A 25004-nucleotide genomic window follows, 5' to 3' on the forward strand; every position below is an offset into this window, starting at 1 on the left:
CTGGCTGGTTACGGTATTATAGGCAAAGAGATCAAATATAGGAGTGAAAATCATCATGAAAGAAACGGAGCAAGCAAAAATCCCGCCGCAACCGGCGACCGAGCGCTTGACCGTCACCGTGCCAGAAGGGGTATATGCACAGTTGCGGGTGAAACCAGATACCCCAATGCAACTGTTAATTAAAAATGATCGCATCATCATGCAACCAGAGCGAGTGGAGCGCCTGCGGTCTGGGCGGCTGAGCTTTATTTGGCCGCTGGCGGTGGCAGGCGTTGCGGCGCTGGGGGCGTTCATTTATTGGCTGAGTCAAGGGCTGCACATGATACCGCTGGATGGGGATGTGTCGGTGGCCAGTTTTACCATTGGGTTGGGGCTGGTTAGCGGGACCTTGCTGTTTGCTGGGTTTTTCATTCAGTCCCGCAATGACCCAGACAATCGCTTCTCCAAACGGGTGTACTGGCGGAATTTTCCCGTGATCATGATCGCCTTTGTGGTGATTTTGGGCATGCTGCTGCTAGGGGGTTCCTGGGTGCTGGGGGCTTTGTTCCCTGGCGCGAGTTTCGACCTGTTCACGGCGCTGGTACTGCTGTTAGTATTTTTGTCGTTAGCGAATATTTTTATGGTGCAAATGGCGCTGCGGCTCAATGCCACGACCTTGTCCACTTTGCTGACGGTGGTGGTGATTTCCGGCGCCGTGATTGCGATGGCGTCTAATGGTAGTCGCCGTTGGTGGCAGTATAACCTGAGCTTTTTGGGGACCCAGTTGGCGCGCAACGCCTGGCAATTCAATCTGACGTTGGTGATGACGGCTTTGGTGATGATCACCCTAGTGGATTACCTGTTTGTGTGCTTGGCCGAGCAGTATCCGCATAACATGCGCCTGAATGTCCTGCGGGGCCTGCTGACGCTGGCGGCGGTGGACCTGGCGTGCATCGGGATTTTCCCGAACAACGCCCAGTTCCACGTCTTGCACGACCGGGTGTCGATGTGGCTGGTGTCGATTATCCTGCTCATCATTTTGAGCCTGCGCTGGCTGCTGCCAGGGGTGTCCAAAGAATTCCTCTGGGCTTCGTATGCTGTTGGCGGCCTAGAGTTTCTGATGTACATGGGCTTTCAGTTTTTCCGCTACCCTTCATTAACCGCGTTTGAGATGCAAGGCTTTGCCATTGGCTTCACCTGGCTCTTGTTTTTGTTCAACCATATGCAAAACCTGATTGCCGCCGGGACTGTGGCGTGGCCAATTGAGTTGTGCCCACCTAAAGAAGAATAATTCTCATCTAACTGGACTTTCTACATTAGAACCGTTATAATTAAGACGGATATTTGATGAAGGAGTGAGATCGGTGAAAAACTATCGTCGGCTTTGGGCGGTACTAGGTGTCGGTATTATTGCGTTGATTTGTGAGTTTGGGCTTCACCACGCACAGTGGGCGCAAGTGGTCATTACGGTGATCGGGGCGGTCATTGCGCTTTTGATGCTGCTTGATATGATCAAAACCCTGCGGAGCGGCTCGTTTGGGGTGGACTTATTGGCCATCACCGCGGTGGTCGCGACCCTGGCCGTGGGTGAGTATTGGGCAGCCTTGATCGTGCTACTGATGCTGACTGGTGGGGATGCGCTGGAAGACTTCGCCGCCACCAAGGCCAATGCTGACCTCAAGCAACTGCTGGATAACACGCCGACTACGGCGCATCGCCTGGTCGACGGCCAATTGCACGATGTCTCAGTGGATGACGTGCAGGTGGACGATATCGTCGTGGTGAAGCCGAGCGAACTGGTGCCTGTCGATGGCGTGGTAACGGCCGGCAGTAGCCTGGTCGATGAAGCTAGTTTGACCGGTGAATCCAAGCCCGTGGAGAAAAACGTTCATGATGAGCTGATGAGTGGGACGGTCAACGGCGATGCCGCCTTAACCGTACGCGTCACCAAGCGCGCCGCCGACAGTCAGTACCAAGGGATTGTGCGGCTGGTGCAAGAATCTGAAGCCCGGCCAGCGCATTTTGTCCGCATGGCTGATCGCTATGCCTTGCCATTTACACTGGTGGCATACCTGATTGCCGGCGTGGCTTGGGCAGTGACGGGCAACCCGCTGCGCTTCGCTGAGGTGCTGGTGGTGGCCAGCCCATGTCCTTTGATTTTGGCGGCGCCAGTAGCCATGGTCTCCGGGATGAGCCGCACCAGCCGGGCCGGGATTATCGTGAAATCTGGGACCGCTTTGGAGAAACTCGCCACTGCGAAAACAGTCGCTTTCGATAAAACTGGGACCATCACGCAAGGTGTCCTGGCGGTGGATCAGATTTTGCCAGCAGCCGGCTACACTGCTGACCAGCTCCTGCAGCTGGCAGCCAGTGCCGAACAGCAATCCACTCATATTTTGGCCCGGTCGTTGGTTAAAGCGGCAGGGAAGGACCTGCTGCCAGTGGCGGATGCCGAAGAAGTGACCGCACAAGGGGTGCAAGGCACGGTGAATGGCCAACTAGTGCGCGTCGGGAAGGCTGCCTTTGCGGAAACTGACCAACAAGTGGATGCGACCTCGGTGTTCGTTAATGTGGCTGGCCAGTACGCTGGCGTCATCACCTTCACGGACCGGACGCGGCCTGAAGCCAAGCAAACCATCACGGCTTTGCATGAATTAGGTGTGGAAAAGACCTTGATGATTTCTGGCGACTCCCAAGCGATTGCGGATAAAGTGGCGGCTCAAGTCGGCCTGGATGAGGTCTACGCCGAACAGCTGCCGGCTGACAAAATTGCCGTGCTCGATCAGACGCCAAAGGAAAACCGGCCAGTGGTCATGGTCGGCGATGGCGTCAATGATGCACCTTCCTTGGCGGTCGCCGATGTTGGGATTGCCATGGGTGCACACGGCGCCACGGCAGCCAGCGAATCGGCTGACGCAGTGGTCCTGCGCGATGACCTGACCAAAGTCGCGTGTGCGGTGATCATCTCTCAAGACACCATGCGCATCGCCAAAGAAGCGGTGTGGATCGGGATTGGGATTTGTACCGTCCTGATGCTGATTGCCAGTGCTGGGGTCATTCCGGTAATCATTGGTGCCTTGTTCCAAGAAGTCGTCGATACCATCACGATTTTATACGCGCTGCGGGCCCGGACTGGCCGGCGGGATGCCGACCAGTATGAGGTTAAAACTGCCTAGCAGGCGCGCTTAACGCTTTGGGGCTTGGCAGTGGACAGGGATACCGTTAGCGATAAGCAGTCAGCGCGACCGTTATAGGCCGTTTAAAAGCAACGCAAAAGGACTCGTCTTCATGCAGAAGGCGAGTCCTTTTGACTGGTTGGAGAGAATTCTAATGTGCCATACTGGTAAAGGGCAGATGGATAGGCTACTCATCGGACTAGGCCCGCCGACTTCCGCAGGCTTTCTAGTTGCGCTCCGGTTGACCAACGCCGGAGTGGATAGCTACGCTCCATGCCTCGCCGTCAAAGTACGACGGCAATGCAGTCTGTAGCGCATAGCGCGTACAGACTGACATGCGTTAGAAAGGCTTACCCATCCGGCTAAGTGCGCTCGGCTCCGCAGCCTGTAGTTGCGCTCAGCGGGGCAACGCTCGAGCGATTAGCTACACCTCAGTCCTCGAAGCCAAAGAACGGCTTCAATGCCTGAGGTTAGGCTAATCGTCGAGCTAAATGCGCCCCGCTTCGCAGCCTGGGTTTAATTACTGCTCAAGTGTGCTGAGTGGAAGTAGAAGTCCAGTCCTGGGTAGCAGTAGACGGTTTGGGAGAAGTTGAAGATGACGTTGTTGCGCATGTAGTTGATCTGAGCCAGCGTCAGCAGGGACGTGCCTGGCTTCAGGTTCATCAGGTCGGCTTTGTCGGGGCCCAAGGTGGTCATGGATAAGAAGTCATCACTTGAATCGGGATCGATATCGTATGTTTCCTTCACGAAGTCAAACAGCGAATCATCAAGGACATCGGTGGAAATGAACGGGACGACATCCCGCAGATAGTAGGCTTCCTCAAGGCAGTAAAGCATCCCGTTGAAATAACGCAGGCGAATGATGCGCCACAACTCGGTGTCGTCATTGATCTTCATTTTTTGAGCCAGCGGAATTTCACGCGCCAGCACCCGGTCGAAGGTGACGATTTTCGACTTCAGCGGGCCGCGTTTGGCCAAAGATTTGCCGGCGCCGATGGACAAATTAATGGTCATCGTGCTTTGCAATTGCACATTATTGACATAGTAGCCGCTGCCTTGAATCCGGCGAAGCAACCCGTGTTGATAAACAACATCGATCGCCCGCCTGATTGTATTCCGACTGACATTAAAGCGTTTCATCAATTCTTGCTCGGTTGGGAGTTTCGATTGGTACTCCCCGGCTTGAATCGATTGAAGCAGTTCCTCCGCGATTTGATGATACATGAGCGCCCCTCCAAACAAATTTTTGCACTAAGCACTTGTTTATTTTGTACCCACGTATTATTATAGCATTGTAATGAAAGCGGTTAAACTTTAACTGCGAAAATTTTAATCAAAGGGAGTTCTTAATTATGGCTGACAAAAAGACAATCATGCTCGTATGCTCTGCTGGGATGTCCACCAGCTTGCTTGTATCCAAGATGCAGAAGGCATCTGAAGCTCAAGGTCTTGATACGGAAATTTTTGCAACCGCTGCCTCCGATGCTGACAACGCATTGGCAACGAAGAACCCAGACATTTTAATGCTCGGACCTCAGGTTCGTTACCTGCTCGGCCAATTCCAGAAGAAGGTTAACAACATTCCTGTCGAAGTTATCAACATGCAAGACTACGGCATGATGAACGGCGAAAAGGTCCTCAAGGAAGCCGTTACCTCAATCGACAACTTCCAAAAGTAAGCTTGCCGTAAAAAGTAACCGGTACCAGAACGCAATAACTAGTTTTTGATGGGAGAATACAATGGCTGAAGAAGAACAGAACATGGACGCAATCATGGGCTTGATCCTGAACGGTGGTAACGCGAAGAGCTCCGCTTTTGAAGCAATTCAAGCCGCCAAAAAGGGTGATTTTGACACGGCAGATGCCAAGCTCAAAGAAGCTGATGGTTTCTTAGTTGATGCGCACAACTCACAGACTAAGATGCTGACAGCGGAAGCTAACGGCGAACACGCCAAGGTTAGCCTGCTCATGGTTCACTCACAAGACCACTTGATGACCAGCATTACGTTCCGCGACTTGGCGGGCGAAATCGTTGATCTGTACAAGCGTTTGGACAAGGAAGGCAAGTAGTCTCCCGCGTCTGCTTGGCAAATAATTTCCGTTTGGCGCTGTGATGGCGCCCCGCCCCTGGCTAGCCAGAGTCGCGAGGCCCATAGCAGCGCCAAACTTTTGTAAAAGGCTGCGAAGTGGGGCGCATTTAGCCCGTCACATAGCCTAGCGTTAGGTATTGCCGCGTTTTTTTGCGGTGATGCCTAATGCGTAGCTAGGTGCACGGGCGTTGCCCCACGTAGCGCAACTATGAAGGCTGCGCAATGGGGCTGAATCTAACTCGGCATACGCGTCTATTTTATCGTCACAAGGAGGATCATTTTATGAGCAAAGGTTACAAGATGCCGGAAGGCTTTTTATGGGGCGGCGCGATTGCGGCGCACCAAGCTGAAGGCGGTTGGCAAGAAGGTGGCAAGGGCTTAAGTATCGCGGATGTGATGCGCGCCGGCGCCAATGGGGTGGCCCGCATCGAGGATGGTGCGGTTTTGCCCGACCAGACTTACCCTAACCACTGGGGCGTTGAGTTTTACTCGCACTACAAGGAAGACATCAAGCTATTTGCTGAAATGGGCTTCAAGTGCTTCCGGACTTCAATCGCCTGGACTCGGATCTATCCCAATGGCGATGAAGCCGTGCCGAATGAGGAAGGCCTCAAGTTTTACGACGACCTGTTTGATACCTGCTTAGCAAATGGCATTCAGCCTGTCGTCACCTTGTCGCACTTTGAAATTCCGCTGAAGCTGGTCAAGAAATACGGCGGCTTCCGCAATCGGGCCGTGGTGGATGCTTTCACCAAGTTTGCCGAAACATGCTTCCGCCGCTACCACAACAAGGTCAAGTACTGGATGACCTTCAACGAAATCAACAACCAGACGAACTGGCGCAGTGATCACGCGTTGCTGCAAAACTCTGGCTTGATTTTGAAGGATGACGAAAGCTGGGAAGAAGCCATGTTCCAAGCTGCCCACCTGGAATTCGTTGCCAGCGCCCAAGCGGTTCAAATCGGTCACGCCATCGATCCAAGCCTGCAAATCGGCGACATGATTGCCTTCTCACCAATCTACCCGCTGACGGCCAAGCCAGAAGATGTGCTCTTTGCGCAGCGGGCCATGGACTACCGCTACTACTTCGGTGATGTGCAGGCAAATGGCGAATATCCTGTCTGGGTCCGCCACTACTGGGACCGCAAAGGCATCCATGTCGATGTAACGCCGGAAGACGAGGCTATTTTGAAGGCAGGCGCCGTGGACTACATCGGCTTCTCGTACTACAACAGCAATGCCGTTGAATACAACGAGAACAATCCCGAAATGGACTACGACGAACCAAACTCCAGCGTCAAAAATCCATACGTACCGCGCTCCGACTGGGGCTGGCAAATCGATCCGGTCGGTCTGCGCTATGCGATGAACTGGATGAACGCCCGGTGGCACAAGCCAATGTTTATCGTGGAAAATGGCTTTGGCGCTTATGATACGGTGGAAGCGGATGGCAGCATTCACGATGACTACCGGATCAAGTATCTGAGCGACCACTTGCTGCAAGCCGAAAAGGCCGTGGCGGAAGATGGCGTGCCGCTGATTGGCTACACGCCTTGGAGCGCCATCGACATTGTTTCGGCTTCAACCGGGGAAATGAAGAAGCGGTATGGCTTCATCTACGTCGATGCTGACGACGAAGGCCACGGCAGCTGGAAACGCAGCCGCAAGGACTCCTTCAACTGGTACAAACAAGTGATCGCCACCAACGGCGAAGACCTTTAATGCTCATGTGCGGCATCACCCATTGCGGTGGTGCCGCTTTTTTGCTTGCACCTGCTTCATCTCCAAAAGGCACAAGGTTCCGTGCTGACGCTTGAGAGGACTGGCCGTTAGTGAGCTCATCGTGACATGATACCGTGAAAAATCCCACGAAGGCCCCATGTGAAATCCTTCCTAAGTCGTATGCCGATAAATATCCTGATTGGTATAGTGACAACAAGGAGGGGAGCGCATGAAACGGGCTGGGTTGAATTGCGGCGCATTAGTGATCATTGTGATGGCAGTGCTGTTTGGCATGCCGCTAATGACGCGCAATCAAACCACTCAGGCCGCGGCAGCGATTGACTATCTGAACCCGGTCGTGCCGTGCACCACCGTTTATGTCTCAACCCAGGCGAAGCAAGTGGAGTGGTTGCCGAACGCGCACGGCGGGCGGGATTATCGCTATGAACTGACCGCCTATGATCGGTGCGGGATGCCGCGCCAGCTCTTGATCCAAGTCACGGATCAGCCGCTTGAACCTGATACTTATCTGGCAGTGAAAACAAAAGGGCAGAAGGTGCTACGGTGGCAGCCGGTCAAACGGGCAGACTTACCTGGTAAAATCCGCGCCAAGCTCACGCCGACCGCCCTTGAAGCAAATTAAAACGCGCGCCAACTCAATTGCAGTTGACGCGCGTTTGGTTTTGCCTAATAAACGAAATCGAGAATGAGCCAGCCCATGGCACCCAGCACCAACAGGCCGATGATGTTGAAGGCGAAAAAGCCGAGGAAGAACTTGCCGGGATGATGATTGCCCCAGTCGGTGTATTCCTTGTAGACCAGCAGGTTGCACATGGAGCCGACCACGGTGCCGAGGCCGCCAATGTTGGAGCCAAGGAACAACGCGGCAGCGTAATTGGTGAATTTCCCAATCAGCACCGTTGATGGCACGTTGGAGATCAACTGACTGCTGAGAATGCTGGTAAGGAAAACGGAGTGGGCGCTGCTCATCAAGCTAGAGATGAGATTGACGACCCAAGGAATCTGCTGGAGGACGCTGACAATCACGAAGAAACCGGCAAAGGTCAAAACGATTGCATAGTCGACATTCTTCATGATTTCGCGGTTGTAAACACTGGCGAGCAGAATTGCGGCGATGGCCCCAACGTAGGAAGGGATGAACTTGAAGACCCCAGCAAAAATTAACAGCGCCACGATGCAAGTAATCACCGTTGGCCGAGTCTGGATGTGAATGTCCTGGAACTCCACAGTCGGTAGCGGTTGTTTAGGGATGAACAACACAAACCCGGCGAGCAAAATGATGCTGGCAATCAGTAGCGGGGTCGACCAACCGAAGAACTGACCAGCGGTGATGGTGTAGTGGCTCATCAGGTAGATGTTGTGCGTATTCCCAAATGGGGTGAACGCACTACCGAAGTTCGCCGCCATGCCGATCAAAGTCACCGGCAGAATTTCGCGTAAGTTATATTTTTTAGCAATTTGAAGGTACAACGGCACCAAGGTGATGACGGTCACGTCGTTCGTAAGCACCATCCCGGCGACCAGCGCCAGCCCGACGAACATCACCAGCAGCTGCCTGGAGTCAGCAGCGATACTGGTTAGACGGTAGGCGAAATAATCGAGGATGTGCAGGTATTCAAAAATCTGGATGACCGTCATCATCCCGAGAATCGACCAGAGTGTTGAAAAGCTGATGTCCGCAAGTCGTGGCTTAGCAACGAACAGGCTCAGCACTACCAAGGCAGCGGTGATCTGAAGCACCCGGTCTTTGGCAATGTTTTTGATTACAGTCATATGTTTTTACACGCTCCAAAATTGACTCAACACTACTATTCTGCACTTAAAAGACAAGTGAAACAATGGAGCGTGTGTAAAACTCATGTAAAACACACGCTATGGTAAATTATACGGATGAAGGGTAAAAAAGGCGAAAAAGATGCACCTAAATGCCGACAAATAGGCGTTTCATAAATTCACTTATACGACGAGGCCCAAAAACCACTGCGATGGTAATGTGTAAAAAGTGGGCAATAAGTCGTTACATTGTCAATCATTAGCGAACAATAACCGAAGTGATCACCGCTTATTTGACCGAAACGACGGTGGCGTTAGTGCCTTGGTGAGCTTATAATTAGTAAGTGATAAACAACACAAACTGAGGGGGCAGTGCAATGGTTAAGTTTAATGAGTCACTGAAGTTGCGGTCTGGGGTGACCTTACCGAACCGCTTGATGATGTCGCCGATGACGACGAAACAAAGCTTTTTTGATGGTACGGTGACGCAAGACGAAATCGCGTATTATCATGCCCGGGCGAAGGGTCTTGGCGCTGTGATCACAGGTGCCGCCAACGTGCAGCCAGGTGGTAAAGGCTGGCCAGGCGAGCTCGGGATTGATCGAGACGCGGAAATTCCGCAACTAGCCGCGTTGGCTGGGGTGATTCATGCGCAAGGCGCCAAAGCCATCGTGCAGATTTTTCATGCCGGCCGGATGACCGACCGAGCGACGCTGAGTGGTGAGCAGCCGGTATCGGCCAGCGCCGTGGCCGCAGAACGGGCCAATGCCGAAACGCCGCGTGCCATGACCACGGCCGAGATACAGGCCACCATCGCGGCGTTCGGGACGGCCACGCGCCGAGCGATTGCGGCTGGTTTCGACGGGGTGGAATTGCACGGGGCCAATACTTCTTTGTTGCAACAGTTCTTCTCCCCGCATTCCAACCGGCGGACTGATGCGTTTGGTGGCTCGCGGGAAAAGCGGTACGGCTTCATTCAAGCCGTGATTGACGCGGTGATGACGGCGGTGCGCGAAACGGCCGACCGCCCGTTTGCGGTGGGCTATCGCTTGTCACCAGAGGAATACGAAACGCCAGGCATTCGCTTTGACGATACCCTCTGGTTGGTGGATCAGCTGGCCCAGCAGCCACTGGACTATTTGCACGTGTCGCTCAATGACTATCGGCGCGTGGCACGGACCGGCGTGAATGACCGTAGTATTTTGACTGCAGTGCATGAGCAGCTGGCGGGCCGGTTGCCCTTAGTCGGCGTGGGCGGCGTGCGGACCCGCGAAGACGTCGAAAACGTGCTCAGCACGACAGAATTAGTGGCAGTGGGTCAGCAATTGCTGTATGACCCAACCTGGGCCGTGAAGCTGACGCAAGGTGCCGATGCGGCGATTTACACCGGGCCATTTGAAACGGCGCTCCATACCACACCCATGACCACGCCGCTGTATGATTTCGCCAGCCGGTGGTTTAAGTAAACACGAGCGTCTGCGAGGAGTAGGCGCTTTTTTGCTATACTGAACAGGAAAGCAGAGGCGGACGAACATGAATATCAAAATTATCGGCGTGGGCAAGCTAAAAGAAAAATACTTTAAAGACGGGATTGCAGAGTATCGTAAACGCCTGACCAAATTTGCCAAGGTCGAGATCGTGGAAGTGGCCGACGAAAAAGCCCCAGAGTCACTGTCTGAGGCCGAGATGACGCAGGTCAAAGCCATTGAAGGCGAACGCATTTTGGGCAAAATCAAGGACAAAGAATGGGTCATTGCGCTGGCCATCGAGGGCAAACAGCGGCCCAGCGAAGTCTTTGCCAAGGAAATCGAAGATCTGACGACCTATGGCCATTCCGACATTACCTTCGTGATTGGTGGCTCGCTCGGCCTGTCGCCGGCGGTGATGAAACGCGCGAATGATACGTTGAGTTTCGGCAAGCTCACCATGCCGCACCAGCTGATGCGGTTGGTGCTGATTGAGCAGATCTACCGGGCGTTTATGATACAGATTGGGAGTCCGTATCATAAGTGATGCGGCAGTCTTCGAGAACCGATTTGTTTTGCTTGTTCGGGCGACTTTAACCGATTCAATCCTCGCTGGTGAACCGACTATCAGACAACGGATAGTCGGTTTTTTGAATGCCGTGGACTGTCAACAGTTTGTGCTTACGCGAAGCAAAATAGTGTGATACGTTGGAATTCGTTAGCAAGCTATCAAATTCCAGGAGGCAACGGTGTACGAAAAGAAAATCACGCCAAAAGTCGTTGGCGCAATTGTAGCAACAGGGTTGATGTCGTTTTGCGGGGTGATGGTCGAAACCGCGATGAACATCACCTTTCCTACCTTGATGCACGAGTTCAAAATCGCAACCAACACGGTGCAGTGGATGACGACGCTGTATCTGTTAGTGGTGGCGGCGATGGTGCCGCTCTCGGCGACGTTGAAGCGGCGGTTTAAAACGCGCAGTTTATTCTTGGTGGCGATTAGCCTGTTCATTGCTGGTGTGATCTTAGACGGCGCGGCCCCGGCGTTTTGGGTGCTCTTGTTGGGGCGTGGGGTGCAGGGCTTGGGGACCGGCATCGAACTGGGGCTGCTTTGGCGGGTGACCAGGCGCCGGTAAAATCGCCGCAACAACCGAGGCCAATTTGTATGTGATGGTTTTCTAAAGCGTATGGTGCAAATTGCAGGGATGAATCTGACGCAAGTACGCATCATAAGTGATGGCGCTAATTGCGTCGAATAGCGGCATCCGGGTAGAATGCCACAAATCTCGTCATGGCATTTCGGCAATTTTACTATCCGCTGATAAAGCCTCGTGCCATAATTGGGCCGAAGGGATGCGATAGCGATGACGTTCGGCACTCGCCTGAAACAGGCAAGACTAAAACAGAATCTGACGCAGCAGCAACTGGCTGACCAGCTTCATGTCAGTCGCCAAACGATTTCAGGGTGGGAGAATGGGCGCACTTATCCTGATATTGATGCTTTGATCGCACTGAGCGATTTATTTGGCCTGTCACTGGATGATTTAATTCGCGGCGATCATAAGCTGGCTGCTGATATGCAAGCGAAGGCGCAAGCGGCGACTAAAGCACAGCGGGCTTATTGGGTTCTGCTGGTCGCGGTCGCGATTTTGATGGTACTGGTATTAGGCGCGCTGTTTGCTTGGCCGTGGTTGCAAACGCCGCCCCTGGTTCAAGCCATGATCGTGATAGTGCTGAGCTGCAGCGTTGCGGCATTGCAGTTTGTTCGGCAGCGGTATTGGTATCTGCGTCAGCCTAAACTGCTACCCATCTATACGCGGTTTGCCATCTTGTTTATCGGCGTTATCGCCTTTCTCATCCTATTGTATTTGGCCTTTGGGTTGAGCCTCGAATTTTATGCTGCAGGTGGCGCAGCAGTAGCGGTCAGCGGCGTTGCGTTAGGCCATGCCATTGTGCACCCTGATGAAAATTTTCCGAGTGATAAGGGAATGTAGCAAGCTCGGGCTAATAAGAAAGCTATGGATGCACTCAGATGGTCTTGATTTGAAGGTAGAACTAGATGTTAAGTTGGTTTTATCGGGTGAGGTATTTTTATCCTCGCTCGCTGTTCAGCCATCGGTGGTCAATGAATGACTTTTGCAAATTAACTGATGTGTAAAGTCGTAGACAATCGCCTGCATAAGTGCCTTGATTTGATTGACTAAAGTCAGTGTAATTAGGTTAAACAACCGCAAACCGGTTGGCACTTGTCAAAGGAGGGTGGCGCAATGGACATTGCAGTGATCACCGGGGCATCATCAGGGCTGGGGGCAGCATTTGTCGAAAAAGTCGTGGTACGTTATCCGCATTTAGATGAGATTTGGGTGATTGCCCGCCGCGAAGAACGGCTCAAAGCTTTGGCGCATCAATTTCCTCGTCACCAGTTTAGAATTCTGGCGCTGGATCTCTCGCAAACGAGCAGCTTTAATCAACTAGATGCCGTTTTACGCAAGTATTCGCCGAATATCAAAGTGTTAATCAACGACGCCGGTTTTGATCAAGCGGGACTGTTTCGCGCGATGGCCACTGGCGCCATCGATGGCATGATTGGCCTGAATGTGCGCGGCATGACCCGCATCAGCCGCAGCTGCTTGCCCTACATGCACCAATCAAGCTATCAGATTATTGTTGGCTCAGTTGGCGCTTATGTGCCGCTTCCTTGGCGGGCAGTGTATGGGGCTAGCAAGACGTATGGTCGCTTTTTTGCCAGAGCCTTGCGCCAAGAAGAACGGCCCCGTGGTGTGAACGTTTTATTCATGGGTACTGGCGCGATGAATACTGAGATGTATCGAGAAAGCATGGTCGCAAACAAACGGACTCACTTTTTAAATCTTGACCACATCACAACGGTGGCGCTGAAGCGTGCTGAGCGCGGCGCCGGGGTGTATTCGCCTGGTTGGGCGACCAAGGCCGTTAGGGTGTTTGGCAAACTGGCGCCAAGTGCCTTCGCCGTGAAGTTTACCAGCGTGGAAAGAATGGTGAAGCCGCAGTCATGAAGTATGATTTGACCAATAAAAGCAATCGCTTCGCGCAGCGCACTTTATCCGCCTTTTCATCAACGCTGATGGCGATTCTAGAAACCAAGGCGTTTGAACAAGTGACCGTCAACGAAGTGTGTGTTGCTTGTAATTATCCGCGGGCGACGTTCTATAACTATTTCGACGATAGTTATGACTTGCTCAATTACTGCTGGCTGGCGATGTTGCAGGAAATCAAGATTGACGATTATCCGGCAATGATTCCAGAAGAGCGACTCTATCTGATTTTTGACCGCCTTTATGCGTATTTTGATGCCTATCGGGACCGGTTAACCAAAATTATGCAAGCGAACCCTCTGGATGGGGCATTGGTGACGTCTTGTAATTACTTTGTCCGCCAACAAACCAGCAAGCTGATCGCTCAATGTGCCGGACCAGGTGAGCCGGCGGTGCCGCAGCAAATGATGGCTGAGTTCTACAGCAATACGTTGCAGTTGGTGATTGAATGGAGCTTTCTGCGCGGCAAAACTTTGACCAAGGCGGAGGCCGAACATGATCTACGATATTTGGTCGGCGAGAAGAAATAACCAGTTCAAGCAGCCTGACATTGATGTTGCTTGAACCGCATTCAATTTGGCAATCGCCAGGCGCAAAACAGTCTGCGCTAGGCGATTTTTTTGCGCAGGTAAATGGTCGTGGTCAAACACTGGTCGAATGACTTGATGTTGCGGTAAAACGGGAGGTTTTAGACCCTTTTTTGGTTTGAGGGGTTGCAACCAGATTGATGATGACGTATAACGTGTATATACACGAAAGGGAGATGATTTATGATGGCACATCATTTTCAGGAGTCCTGCGCTTATTTCACAGCTGCGAAATACATGCGTGCCGTCGAACGTCATGCCGATACCGCTTTTGCCCCTACTGGGATGAAGCCAGCCTACAGTTATATCATGTTAACCTTAGAAGATGCGCATCCCCAAAGCATCACCGCACTCGCTGCTGGGTTGGGCTATGAGCGCTCAAGCATCTCTAGAATGGTCCAAACCTTGGCCAAACACCAGCTGGTTCGATTAGCCACTAAAGGCCGGACGACCCAAGTCGACTTAGGCCCTCAAGCTGGGGAATGGCTCCCCATTGCGCAGGAATGTTTATTGCAATGGGATCGCACGGCTAATGAGTTGCTCGGTTCAGACAAACAAGTGATGGTCGCCGCGTTAGTGGCCAATACGCGCAAGCTGGATGCACAATGACCAGCGATGAGATTTGGAATGAAAGGTAGCGCCGCAAGGGCGAGATAGGAGTTTGAACAATGAGTAGTTTAAAATATGATGTGATGAACAATCGTCGTGATGGGGTTACCCGCGGGGTACCGGAAGAGACAAAGGCGTTCCAATGGGTGTCAAACACGGCCACATTAATCGCAGATGAACAAAATGCGGTATTGGTCGATACTTATATGACGCGTTCAGCCAATCAAGAATTGATTGATTGGATCAAGGCACATCACGTCAACGTGAAATACATCTACCTGACCCATGCGCACGCTGATCACTTTTTTGGGGCCGGAATGATTAAAGCGGCCTTTCCTGGGGCGACCATCATTGGCACCCAAGCCACTGCTGACGGTATCCCAGCAGTGATGACGCCAGCCAACATTGCCGGCACCTGGGAAGCCCTGTTCCCGGGGGATTTACCCAGCCCGATTGTTGGTGTTGACGAGGTGGTTGACTCGGCTTTTGAGCTGGATGGCCATCGCATCGAGATTATTCAGAATGGTTTCACGGATACTCACGATACCACGAGCCTCTGGGTGCCGGAGTTGAAACTGATTGTGGCGGGAGATGCGACTTATAACGGCATTCATGCCTACATGCAGGAAACCACCTTGCACGCCCGCAATAATTGGATCAAAGTCAACGAACATTTGAAAACCTTGCACCCGCAGTTTGTGGTGGCGGGACATAAAAATCCAGAAAACAAGGATGATCCGGCGATTATTGACCAAACCATCCAATACATTACTGACTTTAATCGACTGGCGGTTGAGGAAACCACGGCAGAAGGGCTGTATGCCAAAATGCTGGCTTTATACCCGCATTATCTTAATCCGGGTTCACTTTGGAGCAGCGCGCATGCGGTCATTCGGTAGTACCAGCAGCTTTTGATCGAGTGAATAAAGAGGCAATCTCAGCGATTTGAGGTTGCCTCTTTATTGCGCAGGAATTACTGCGGACGTGCAATTGGCTAGCGGCGGCGCTTTAAGAACTAGTTTGGGCTTGAACCAACTTTTATTTACGTCACGCTGAGTGCCAAGGCCCAAATAAAGGCAGCAATCCTCGAAGATGAAGATTGCTGCCTTTTTGAGGTCACGCTTATTTCAACAGTGGCTTAAGATCCAGCTTCACCACCCGGTCGGCGTGAAAATCGAGGTCGACATGCCGATACTTTTCGGCAGCCGATTCGAACAAAATATAAATATCATCGCCATCTACCGCGGTTTGTTCCATGTAAGGCGGTAAGGTGGCGGATTTCACCACGTCGTCGGCGTCAAAATCGATCCAGGTTTTGCTGCCGTCATTGTCGAAGCTGATCAGCTTCGATGATTGTTGTCCGAATGACTGTGAAAACAGCAGCTGATTGGCAGTGACACTGACGCCTTGCAGGCGAGTGACAGTGGTGTAGTTATGCGCCCCGCGCAGCTGGGTGGCGGCGGCTTGAGTGGTGTCGGGCAGGCCGTGTCGGTTGACGGGATAGGCCATCAGGCTGCCTTGACCGCCCTGGTCAAAGTAGCCCACCAGAAGTTTACCGCCGTAATAGGTGGCGTAAGAAGCTCGTTTGAGCTGCGGTAAGGTGACGATCTGGTCAAACTTCGTGGCGCGGTGGTGGCGCGCAAAGTTGGCTTTTTTCAGGGTGGCCAAATTGTAAGCCGATAGCGAGGCCTGTTGGGCAGTTGTTTCGGTGGTCACCCACAACCGGTGATACTTCGTGTCGTAGGCAAGGCCGCCAACGTGGGAATTACGCGGCAAGACAATGGTTTTGAGGTAGCGGCCGGTTTTCTTACTCAACAGGAAAAGCACCGAGTGATATTGCTTATCGCGGCTATACGCCGAAACAATCACATACTTCGGCGTGATGGCTAACCCCTGCGGATCCATTTTCTTGCTGATGCCCACGGTTGATTTGGCATTCATCTTGAGCGTTTTGGTCGTCTTCAGCCCGGGGATGACGTACAAGCGTGGGCGCGGATCTTTGCTCATCGCCGGTTTGAGATTAGGATACAGCTTCAGCAGCTGTTGATTAAAAGCTTTTTGTGTCGCCGTGATCGGGGAAATACTGGTACCGTCGACTTTCACGGTTTTAGTCGGGTCATCCTCTGGTCCGTCTGCCTGCTGGGCGCCACACCCAGTTAGCAGGATAATTGTCGATAGTAGTAGCAGACTCAAAAAACCGTAAAAGTTTCGCCGTGTCCTCATGTTCATTGTTAGCCCTCATTTCCAACCCATTTCAAAGTGGTCGTGCCTGTCTCCATGATTATTATATAACACGCAGGTAGGCGCTGGCGAGACGCACAAGAGGCCACCCCACGGCGGGATGGCCTTTTGCACTTGATGTGTGGTTGCCACTGGCAGCTTTACCTTGCAAGCAGGCCAATAAGCAGCGTGATAACCGCCGGCAAACATTGAATCAAGAAGATCTTCTTGGTCGCCGTGAAACCGCCAACGAGTCCAACAATCAAGACAAATCCAGCCAGCGCCATCCGTACCAGCCAAGTGGTGGGATTATCCGCCAGCAAAAAGGTGAACAGAAACATGGCACCGAGCGCGCCGTTGTATATGCCCTGGTTGATGAGCGATGTGCGGACCGGAGCCTGGTTGACAAAGCTCAACGGCATCGCAAAGGCCTCGGCTTGCGTCTGCGGTGAGGCCCACAGCTCTAAGCCCATGATGCCGAGGTGAAGCACCCCGAGCAAGCCGATTAAGATTAGAAATAAAATGGTCATGAGAACCTCCAGTTTGACTGATGTAGGATTTGGCTCACGCCAGTTTGCGACTGGCCTCAATGGCGGCCATGAGCTCAGCCAGAGGCATTTGTTGGTCAAGCTGGTAAGAGAGCCAGTGTTGTTTGTTCATGTGATAAGCCGGCAGCGCCGTGCCGGCTTGAAGCTTGGCGGCAATGGTCGCCGGTTCCGCGCGGACAACAAGCAGATCCACCAACTCGCTGCCAGCCAATCCTACTTTGTCAGCGGCGACCTTAACCAACAAGGCGTACCATTTGCGGTTGTCGGCCCGGCGAATGATGGCGTTGGTGGGAAATTTTTTCCAAAGAAATTCCAGCGTTTCGTTGTACTTGGCCGCGAGCGCAGCGACGATGGCGGCGCTTTGACCGGTGGCAAAAGTCGTTGAGGTAAAGCATTTGGCCGCGATGTCTTCTAGTATAGAGAGATACGCACCACGCACTTGACCGACGAATAAGCCGGAATTGGCCGGATCGAGGTGAAGCACATAAGGAGCGCCGTTATCGCCGTCGATCACCTTGGTCGTGACGGTATCACCGTGAAGCGTGACCGTTAGTTGCAGCGCGCCGACCAAAGGGGTGGTGTAAGCCCAATCGGTGCCGCTGCCTTGGAAGCCATAGGCCGCTAGCTGCGACCAGTCCGGCTGCCGATTGGCGAAGACTTGTGCTTGGATGGATGTCATGAATTGACCTGCTTTCAGGAAGAATTGCCAGCTCGATTATATAACAAGTTTAATGCAGCGACAGTCGACCCTGGGAGCGGCGTCAGGTCTCGGCTTGGAGGTGCTGCTTGACGAGCTGAGCAAAGAGGGTGGCGGCTGGCGTTGGCCTGCGCACTGCCATCATTGCAGTTAGGGTCTTGGTCGGCATCTTGGTTGGCACTGCGCTTAGCACCCCGCTGGCTAATTCATTCGCCACGCAAAAGGTGGGTAGCACGGCCAGACCAAGGCCACTGGCGACACTTTGCTTGACGGTTTCCAAGCTCCACAGTTCCATCGCTGGCGCCAGGTGAATGCCATTGGCAGCTAAGTAGGCGGTGAAGAACTCTTGGTACTGCGCGCGCCGGTCATTTTCAATTTGGCCAATTGGCTGCTTCTGGTGCGGGGTGATGAGGTCGATCGTGGGGACCAATTCAGGCGCCGCGACGACACTGATGGGATAATGCGCAAGGGTGGTGACGTGATAACCGGCCGGGTAATCACGCACCTTGTAATGTAAGGCCACGCCGAGGGCACCAGCCACCATTTGGGCATATAAGTCGTAACAGTTGAGCACGCGCAAGCTGAGGGTGACCTGAGGCGCGCGCTGTTTGAAGGCGCGCAAAACGGGCTGGAGTTTGTAGGTCAGCAGCGTTTCCGGGACCCCAATGACCAGTGGCCCAGAGAGCGCGGCTGGGTGGGCCGCCGCAGTTAGGGCCTCGCTATCTTGCAAGAGCCGTTCAATCAACGGTAGCGCAGCTCGGCCCGCGGCGGTTAACTGCACCTTGCGGCCGTTGCGCACAAAGAGAGTGGCGTCAAGTTCACGTTCGACTTGGTGGACCTGAAAGGTAATGGTTGACTGGGCATAGTTCAACTGGACGGCGGCCAACTGAAAGCTAGCGAGCCTAGCGACGGTTTGCACCGTCAGCAGATATTTGAGATTCAAAAGCGGCCTCCGTTCAAATTATTTGAATTTTGAGTTTGAAAAGTTCAATTTTATTGAATGGCTTTTTACAATTATACTCATAGTTGCTTTAAAGAAGGAGGTCCAATCATGAAGATTCAACCATTAACGCAAACGGCGCGCCACACTGCCGAGCTCGTCGATCTGATTAACTATTGTCAAAACATTGAGGCGAAGCTAGCCATCACCATGGCTGAGCAGGACGATATTTTTCAAATCGATGCTTACTATCGCCGACGCGGCGGCGAATTTTGGGGCGCCAGCGCCGACGAGCGGCTGGTGGGGTGTATTGCCCTGCTGCCGCTGAATGAAGAGACTGCTGTGCTAAAGAAGTTCTTTACGTATCCCGAATTTCGCGGCCAGCCTCATCGTTTAGGCCAAGTGTTGTATGCCACTTTTTTGAACTATGCTCAGGCGCAAGGGTTCAAGCGAATCGTGCTCGACACACCAGAAAATGAGCATCGGTCCCATCACTTTTATGAGCGCCAGGGGTTTGTGCGCATCAGCCGCGAGCAACTAGGCCAATATGCTTTCCCCGATCGCGATTCAAGATACTACGCACTGAAGCTGGTCCAGGCCTAATCCTGGTGACAGTTTAGGCGGTTGTCCGCGCTTGCTGCAGCTTTTGGCCGAGGATTACTGCGACAGCAGCCAAGGCAATCGCTGGTAGCAACGTCAAGGGGCAAAATAACGCCACCATCACTGCCGCCAAGGCAGGATGGTGCCCCAGCACCGCCATCATGGCGGTTGCCGTTACCGCTACTGTCAGCATGGTGTCGACTTGTGGCAACCACGCGGCTAGGGCAAAACCTTGCGTCAGACCGACGAACAGCAGCGGAAAGAGATCGCCACCGCGCCAGCCGAAATGCAGGCACAACCGCATAAAGATCAGCTTGAGCACCGCGAGTAGGGTGAGTAACCAAGGCGTTGCATGCTGCATGGTCAGTAGCCAGTCCACACTGTGTTGGCCAGAAAATAGCAAGGCTGGTTCCGCTTGGGCGACCAGAAAAATAAACCCCGCACCAGCGGCGACTTGACCCCAAAGCGGTAGCTTAATTTTCGCCAACCCATTTTGCAGGCGGCAATCCAGGCGCTGGTAAAGCAAGGCCAAACCCAGCGCTAAGGCCAGCACCCAGAGTTGTTGCCACTGCCAATCGCTCGCGCCGAGCACCGTCCGCAGTTGCGGCTGATGCCATTGCTGAAGCAAAAATTTGGCCACCACAAGGCCATTGATGATCAATGACGTCATCATGACATGTTTAAGGGTGCGCTTTTCTGGCAGAGCTTCGGGGTCATAAGGCACCAGATAGGCGGTGGGATGAAGCAGACGCCAAGGCGCCCGGCGCCAGGTCGTAAAGTCAAAGTACAGGTATCGCAACTTATCTGCGACCCAAACTGAAGCGGCAACGATGGCGGCGGTTAGCGCGGCTTCCGGCCCTACGCCTGCCCCGGCGACGAGAATGATCATTGTGATGGCCAGTTCCGCTCCTAATTCTCGCGCCGTCGATAACTGGCCCGCTTTGAGGCGCTTCATTGCACTTTGCGCGTTGGCCGGTAATGCTGGCCAGCGCCGCCGCATCAGCCAGAGTAACCCAGCCCCAACAGCAATCACCAACAGCTCGCGCCACCAGACATTGCCGGCCCAGAGCACTGCCGTAAGTTGATTTTCGATCGTCAAAAATAAGGCGGCCAGCCCTGCCAGCCCTGCGCTGAATCCTAATCCGACTAGCCATAATGTCATAACCCGCATTTAACCGCCTCCTGAATACGATTAAGAGCTTAGCATGCAGGTGTGACGAAATGATGAAGGCTGCCATTTCTAGGCGGTTCGTCGGGGAAATGCGATGGGTAGCTACGGCGAAGCGAGAAAAAAGCGTAGGAAAGTGGTCTGATGACAACTTCTTCCTACGCTTTTTTGCGGCGTTAATTGAATATTCTTTCACCCAGTCCACGCTGTTATCTTGTTTTCGCCATTATCACCGTGGTCACGAACACGCCATCTTCAATAAAGTCGTTTACAATCCGGCCTTCTTCCACCATGCCCAGGCGCTGCAGGACATGCTGCGAGCGCTGATTGCGGGCGTCGAACATCCCTTCCACCCGGCGCAACTGGAGCTGATTAAAACACAAATCACACAGCGCTTGGGCCGCTTCGGTGGCATAGCCATGGTGCCAGTAGTGTTGATTAAAGACATAGCCGATTTCGGCCTTAAGATTGGCGGCATCTAAATGCAACTCGACCGCCCCAATGAACTGGCCGGATAGCGTCACGGCATATTTGCCTAGTGGCTGGCCCAGCCAATAATCGGCCAAACCAAGCAACGCGTCATCAAGATTTTTATATTTCAAGGCAGTGTTTTCCGGCTCTTGGGCGATTTTGAGTAGTTCTGGTGCATCCGCAACAATAAATGGCCGGAGTACCAAGCGGTCAGTGACTAGCGTTTGATTTTGAAGTAAGGCAATTTTTGGGTTCATCTGATAACCTCGGTTTTTAAACTGAGGCTCATTATACACGCTTAAGCGGCCGAGGCTAACGACCGGCAATACGGGGCAGGGACGGGGCCTATTGGCGCTGGTCGTACAAGCCGGATAAAATTCGCCTGATTTCGGTAATATCATTTTCATTGTCGAATTCGGAAATCAAAAAGCAATGTGCTTTGTCATCGGTTGGTAGAAGGTAGTCAGTGATGATCAGGTCGTACGTCGTGTTGGGTTGAAAGAACTCCAGCTGCACAGAAAAGTCGCGATTCAGCTTGCGATTCCAAAGGGTTAAAAACAGCTCCTGAATGAGTAAATCCGTAAAAAAGCGCAGGCCGACTTTTAGTGGCTGATCCGTCAAAAAATCGGTATATCGAAACGCGGCCTGAATTCGATAAGTCAAGTTACGATAAAGCGGGTTTTCAGGTAAGAAGGCCACCGTCCGCCAAAGTGGCGCCATTTTGGTGAGATAGCCTGTTGCCACCGTGACAAATTCGGTACTGGCCTGACGATTGATTTCAGATTCGAGCTGCTCATCACTATACGGATAGATGAATCCTTGAAACAGGACATAATGAAGGATGCTTTGGATGAGCAGATAGCGAATTTTCTGGAAATCTCCGAGTAACACCGTGCCCATTCGATAATGCTTGAGCAAAAACGAGCTGGTCAGATGCAAGGCTTCACCAAGTGGAAAGTTGACGGTATCGGCGGATTCCGCCCATTCCAGATAGCGGCTGGCACAGTCTGGCAAAAAGCCAAAGCAAAATGAGGCCAAGTACAGGGCCGCGATATCTTGGTCGGTGCGCTGGAGGTCGTATTTTGGGCCGATGGTACTTAAGACTTGGTGAAACTGGCGGTAAAACGGCGCCCCCGACAGTGCCTGCGGCAAGCTGGCATCCTGCCTAAAGTCGGCGACCTGGCCCGTTTGATACCGGGTAAAGGTGATTTTCATCCACGTATAAAACTTGGTCCGGGCCGCGACGGTGAGCGAGACGTGCATGCCAGCTTCGAAGTCCGCCAGCACGCGCAAAACCTTGCGATCATTCATCCCATCAATGAGGTGTTCAAATGGCACTAACTGCATGGTGAGTTGGTAATAGAAGTACCGGATTTGCCATTCGCTACCCTGCATTTGGCCATTTTGAATCGACAGTTTAAATTCTTTCAGCACCCGGTTAAGGTCGGCAATTTTCCGGTAGATGCTGGCGCTGCTAATGGCAAGTTCTTCCTCTAATTCCAGATAAGTAAATTTACCTTGCCGTTGGAGCAGCGCAAGGATTTTGAAGGCATCAGCATTTTGGAGGTAGGCGTAAATAATGTTCGGGAGCCCAACCGAAGCCGCCTTGATGAGTTTTAATTGGCCGTCAACTTCAACTAGCGAGAGCGCCCCGGGAAAATGGACGGCGCAAAAATGTGTCAGCTCGCTGAGGTAAGCCTTTAGCGTCGGTTGCGAAAGTTGATATTTGTCAAGTAGTGCGCGCTTGGATAGGCCCTGAGTCTGGGCGTAAATATCGCGCAAAATTTGGACTTGTAATTGCATCGGTTTGTCTAATAAGTCTCGATAGTCCAAGGGACACCTCCCGCTGATGTTGGTTACTTTAATTATACAAGATAGGCCGCGGCCAAAGCCGCTAGACCGGCCCTAGAAACTATTCAGACTTTTGGCTCGGGTCTAAAGAAACCGAATAATATCGTCCTGGCCGACCCCCTATACTAAAGCCAAGTGGGAAACCTTCATCTCCCGCAAATTCATTTTAAGAAGGGGTAAACCAAAATGAAAAAGACAAAGAAGACGAGTTTGGGGTTAATCGCTGCCAGTTTGATGGCACTGTCATTGACCGCACCAGCTGTGGTGTCAGCGGCAACCGCAACCACCACTGGGGATGTGACTTTCACCAAGCCAACGGATGCTGTTAATCCGGTGAATCCTACCGATCCGACTAAGCCAGTTGATCCAGTGGATCCAACAAATCCAGCCACCGGCCAAACCGGGGCTTTGACGCTTGACGTGGCACCTGTGCTGCCATTTGGGACGCATGAAATCGAATCTGGTTCCCACACCTATGCGTTGAACGCTGACGCCAGCAAGGGCAGTGTCAACAAAAATCCTTACCTGCAAGTTTCTGATCGGCGTGGGGTGGCTAGCGATGGCCAAGCCCAAGGCTGGAATGTCACCGTTCAAATGAGTGACTTTACCGCCGCCAGCGGCGCCAAGTTAGCAGGCGCGAGTTTAGCCTTTAAGGACGCGACTGTTAAAACTGCAACCGGCGACACCAGCAAAGCACCGGCGCAACAAAATATTGCAAACCTGAGCAGCGCTTCCAGCGCCACGACTATTTTCAGCGCGGCAAAAGGCCAAGGCCTCGGCACCTGGCTGTCAGTATACGATCCAGCCAACATCGAATTGACTGTGCCGACGCCTGGTGAAGGTGCCTACACCTCAACTTTGACTTGGACCATGAATGAAGGCCCAACCGCGTAAGCCTCGGTTGTGGTTTCAAATAGATTGAATCTGGGGGAGGTCAGCAGCGTCTGCCTCCTCCTTTTTGAAAGGAACGACAAATGTGAAACGGCGAACACGCTTATTGATGGCACTATTCGCCATCATTCTGGGCACGTCCGGCTTCGGGGTGAAGGTCCATGCCCAAGATAATCCCGGCGACTTTGGCGTGAAGGCGATTTTGCCTAGCAACCAAATCGACCCGGCCATCACCTATTTTGATTTGCTGGTGAAACCAAGCCAAACGCAAACCCTCTCGTTTGCCGTGTCGAATGCGGCGAAAAAGACGCGGCGGTTTGCCGTGAGCGTCAATCCTGCCGTGACGAGTGATGGCGGCACGATCGATTATTCGCAGGCCCATCCCACGCTAGATCCAACTTTGCCGTTTGATCCACGGACGGTGATGCAACTTGATCACAGTAGCGTGACCTTAAAGGCCGGTGAAACGCAAACCGTCAGCCTTCACTTGAAGATGCCGGCCAAGTCATTTCAAGGCCAAGTACTGGCCGGCATTCATGTTGAGCCGGTCGCGGCTAAGCCTCAGGCAAAGTCGGGGAAGGCAGGGGCGCGCATCATCAACCGTTATGCGTACAACGTAGCGATTGTCCTGCAAGAGAGTCGTGCGGCAGTGCCGCCAAAGCTCAAGCTGCGAGCTGGCAAAATTGCGCCGGTGAATTCTCGGCCAACGGTTCAGCTACGGTTTCAAAACCCTACGCCGACGATTATTGGTGATTTGGTCTTTAAAACGAAGCTCTACAAGGATGGGAAGCCCTTCATGACTGACCATTCCAATGCTTACTTGGTCGCGCCCAATTCGCACTTCAATCTGAATCTGGCCTTGGGTAATCTTCACGCCACAGCAGGGCGTTATCAGGCCGTGATTCACGCCACGGCGAAGGGCGGGCACAAATGGTCGTTTACGCGGTCATTTACCGTCAGCCCGACGCAGGCCAAACAGGTCAATCGCCGGTCAGTCTTCATCGAGCAGCAGCCGACAGTTGACCCAGTGGCAATCATCTTGGCGGTGCTATTGATGCTCGCGTTGCTGGCAATCATTTTATTACTCTGGCGGAATCGGCGAAAGCAAGCACATTAAGTCA

At 52.8% G+C, this 25004-nt stretch carries 25 protein-coding genes and 1 pseudogene; 17 read left to right on the forward strand and 9 right to left on the reverse strand.

Annotation, left to right across the window (positions count from 1 at the left end; genetic code table 11):
* Positions 1 to 55 precede the first annotated feature (55 nt).
* Both AAA927_RS02585 and AAA927_RS02590 read left to right on the forward strand, forming a co-directional pair.
* Positions 56 to 1270 (forward strand): hypothetical protein, encoded by a 1215-nt coding sequence (locus tag AAA927_RS02585; RefSeq protein WP_338215436.1) that lies wholly within the window; start codon positions 56 to 58, stop codon positions 1268 to 1270.
* A gap of 73 nt (positions 1271 to 1343) precedes the next feature.
* Positions 1344 to 3155 carry a heavy metal translocating P-type ATPase gene (locus AAA927_RS02590; protein WP_338215438.1) on the forward strand — a complete coding sequence of 604 codons (1812 nt, stop codon included), beginning with the start codon at positions 1344 to 1346 and terminating at the stop codon, positions 3153 to 3155.
* A gap of 516 nt (positions 3156 to 3671) precedes the next feature.
* On the opposite strand, the gene AAA927_RS02595 is transcribed toward AAA927_RS02590, so the two are convergent.
* Positions 3672 to 4379, reverse strand: a complete 708-nt coding sequence (locus AAA927_RS02595; protein WP_125579326.1) for a GntR family transcriptional regulator — start codon at positions 4377 to 4379, stop codon at positions 3672 to 3674.
* Between the two features lie 128 nt (positions 4380 to 4507).
* Here AAA927_RS02595 and AAA927_RS02600 point away from each other — a divergent pair, with 128 nt between their 5' ends.
* From AAA927_RS02600 to AAA927_RS02615, 4 genes are all read left to right on the forward strand, one after another.
* Positions 4508 to 4834 (forward strand): PTS sugar transporter subunit IIB, encoded by a 327-nt coding sequence (locus AAA927_RS02600; RefSeq protein ID WP_125579325.1) that lies wholly within the window; start codon positions 4508 to 4510, stop codon positions 4832 to 4834.
* 61 nt (positions 4835 to 4895) lie between these two features.
* The gene (locus AAA927_RS02605) at positions 4896 to 5225 is read left to right on the forward strand and encodes a PTS lactose/cellobiose transporter subunit IIA (RefSeq protein WP_125579324.1); all 330 of its coding nucleotides are present in this window, start codon (positions 4896 to 4898) and stop codon (positions 5223 to 5225) included.
* A 302-nt stretch (positions 5226 to 5527) separates the two neighbouring features.
* Positions 5528 to 6967, forward strand: a complete 1440-nt coding sequence (locus AAA927_RS02610) for a 6-phospho-beta-glucosidase (RefSeq protein ID WP_338215442.1) — start codon at positions 5528 to 5530, stop codon at positions 6965 to 6967.
* A 229-nt stretch (positions 6968 to 7196) separates the two neighbouring features.
* Positions 7197 to 7610 (forward strand): YxeA family protein, encoded by a 414-nt coding sequence (locus AAA927_RS02615; protein ID WP_338215443.1) that lies wholly within the window; start codon positions 7197 to 7199, stop codon positions 7608 to 7610.
* Positions 7611 to 7654: 44 nt separating this feature from the next.
* Here AAA927_RS02615 and AAA927_RS02620 read toward each other — a convergent pair whose 3' ends face one another.
* Entirely contained in the window at positions 7655 to 8761 is a 1107-nt protein-coding gene (locus AAA927_RS02620) for an SLC13 family permease (protein ID WP_204118483.1), read from the reverse strand.
* A 377-nt stretch (positions 8762 to 9138) separates the two neighbouring features.
* Between AAA927_RS02620 and AAA927_RS02625 the strand changes: the two genes are divergently transcribed.
* From AAA927_RS02625 to AAA927_RS02660, 8 genes and pseudogenes are all read left to right on the forward strand, one after another.
* On the forward strand, positions 9139 to 10227 hold the full coding sequence (locus AAA927_RS02625; protein WP_338215446.1) for an NADH-dependent flavin oxidoreductase: 1089 nt from the start codon (positions 9139 to 9141) through the stop codon (positions 10225 to 10227).
* 67 nt (positions 10228 to 10294) lie between these two features.
* Positions 10295 to 10774 (forward strand): 23S rRNA (pseudouridine(1915)-N(3))-methyltransferase RlmH, encoded by a 480-nt coding sequence (gene rlmH / locus AAA927_RS02630; RefSeq protein WP_338215447.1) that lies wholly within the window; start codon positions 10295 to 10297, stop codon positions 10772 to 10774.
* Between the two features lie 202 nt (positions 10775 to 10976).
* Positions 10977 to 11348: pseudogene (locus AAA927_RS02635) on the forward strand (MFS transporter); the annotation flags it as partial.
* A 243-nt stretch (positions 11349 to 11591) separates the two neighbouring features.
* Positions 11592 to 12221, forward strand: a complete 630-nt coding sequence (locus AAA927_RS02640) for a helix-turn-helix domain-containing protein (RefSeq protein WP_338215449.1) — start codon at positions 11592 to 11594, stop codon at positions 12219 to 12221.
* 273 nt (positions 12222 to 12494) lie between these two features.
* Positions 12495 to 13262: an SDR family NAD(P)-dependent oxidoreductase gene (locus tag AAA927_RS02645; protein WP_338215451.1), complete on the forward strand. Its 768-nt coding sequence runs from the start codon at positions 12495 to 12497 to the stop codon at positions 13260 to 13262.
* Positions 13259 to 13831: a TetR/AcrR family transcriptional regulator gene (locus AAA927_RS02650; protein ID WP_338215454.1), complete on the forward strand. Its 573-nt coding sequence runs from the start codon at positions 13259 to 13261 to the stop codon at positions 13829 to 13831. The genes AAA927_RS02645 and AAA927_RS02650 overlap by 4 nt, the downstream gene beginning before the upstream one ends.
* Positions 13832 to 14071: 240 nt before the next feature.
* Complete coding sequence (locus AAA927_RS02655; RefSeq protein ID WP_338215456.1) at positions 14072 to 14497, forward strand: MarR family winged helix-turn-helix transcriptional regulator; 426 nt, start codon at positions 14072 to 14074, stop codon at positions 14495 to 14497.
* Positions 14498 to 14556: 59 nt separating this feature from the next.
* Entirely contained in the window at positions 14557 to 15396 is an 840-nt protein-coding gene (locus tag AAA927_RS02660; protein ID WP_338215458.1) for an MBL fold metallo-hydrolase, read from the forward strand.
* Positions 15397 to 15619: 223 nt separating this feature from the next.
* Here AAA927_RS02660 and AAA927_RS02665 read toward each other — a convergent pair whose 3' ends face one another.
* The 4 genes from AAA927_RS02665 to AAA927_RS02680 all read right to left on the reverse strand — a co-directional run bounded on the left by AAA927_RS02665 (position 15620) and on the right by AAA927_RS02680 (position 18905).
* On the reverse strand, positions 15620 to 16726 hold the full coding sequence (locus AAA927_RS02665) for a hypothetical protein (protein ID WP_338215459.1): 1107 nt from the start codon (positions 16724 to 16726) through the stop codon (positions 15620 to 15622).
* 152 nt (positions 16727 to 16878) lie between these two features.
* The gene (locus AAA927_RS02670) at positions 16879 to 17247 is read right to left on the reverse strand and encodes a DUF1304 domain-containing protein (RefSeq protein ID WP_338215461.1); all 369 of its coding nucleotides are present in this window, start codon (positions 17245 to 17247) and stop codon (positions 16879 to 16881) included.
* Positions 17248 to 17281: 34 nt separating this feature from the next.
* Complete coding sequence (locus AAA927_RS02675; RefSeq protein ID WP_338215462.1) at positions 17282 to 17944, reverse strand: MmcQ/YjbR family DNA-binding protein; 663 nt, start codon at positions 17942 to 17944, stop codon at positions 17282 to 17284.
* Between the two features lie 82 nt (positions 17945 to 18026).
* Positions 18027 to 18905 (reverse strand): LysR family transcriptional regulator, encoded by an 879-nt coding sequence (locus AAA927_RS02680; RefSeq protein WP_338215464.1) that lies wholly within the window; start codon positions 18903 to 18905, stop codon positions 18027 to 18029.
* A 108-nt stretch (positions 18906 to 19013) separates the two neighbouring features.
* Between AAA927_RS02680 and AAA927_RS02685 the strand changes: the two genes are divergently transcribed.
* Positions 19014 to 19505, forward strand: coding sequence for a GNAT family N-acetyltransferase (locus AAA927_RS02685; RefSeq protein WP_338215465.1), 492 nt, complete (start codon positions 19014 to 19016; stop codon positions 19503 to 19505).
* A gap of 13 nt (positions 19506 to 19518) precedes the next feature.
* Here AAA927_RS02685 and AAA927_RS02690 read toward each other — a convergent pair whose 3' ends face one another.
* The 3 genes from AAA927_RS02690 to AAA927_RS02700 form a co-directional block, all read right to left on the reverse strand.
* Positions 19519 to 20673: a chloride channel protein gene (locus AAA927_RS02690; protein WP_338215467.1), complete on the reverse strand. Its 1155-nt coding sequence runs from the start codon at positions 20671 to 20673 to the stop codon at positions 19519 to 19521.
* Between the two features lie 206 nt (positions 20674 to 20879).
* Entirely contained in the window at positions 20880 to 21398 is a 519-nt protein-coding gene (locus tag AAA927_RS02695; protein WP_338215468.1) for a GNAT family N-acetyltransferase, read from the reverse strand.
* Positions 21399 to 21486: 88 nt separating this feature from the next.
* Entirely contained in the window at positions 21487 to 22974 is a 1488-nt protein-coding gene (locus AAA927_RS02700; RefSeq protein ID WP_338215470.1) for an AcpB/EbpR/MafR family transcriptional regulator, read from the reverse strand.
* A 204-nt stretch (positions 22975 to 23178) separates the two neighbouring features.
* On the opposite strand from AAA927_RS02700, the gene AAA927_RS02705 reads away from it, so the two are divergent.
* Both AAA927_RS02705 and AAA927_RS02710 read left to right on the forward strand, forming a co-directional pair.
* On the forward strand, positions 23179 to 23886 hold the full coding sequence (locus AAA927_RS02705; protein ID WP_338215472.1) for a WxL domain-containing protein: 708 nt from the start codon (positions 23179 to 23181) through the stop codon (positions 23884 to 23886).
* Positions 23887 to 23968: 82 nt separating this feature from the next.
* The gene (locus tag AAA927_RS02710) at positions 23969 to 25000 is read left to right on the forward strand and encodes a WxLIP family cell surface protein (RefSeq protein ID WP_338215474.1); all 1032 of its coding nucleotides are present in this window, start codon (positions 23969 to 23971) and stop codon (positions 24998 to 25000) included.
* Positions 25001 to 25004 lie beyond the last annotated feature (4 nt).

This window comes from Lacticaseibacillus salsurivasis (assembly GCF_036246225.1).
GTDB lineage: Bacteria > Bacillota > Bacilli > Lactobacillales > Lactobacillaceae > Lacticaseibacillus > Lacticaseibacillus salsurivasis.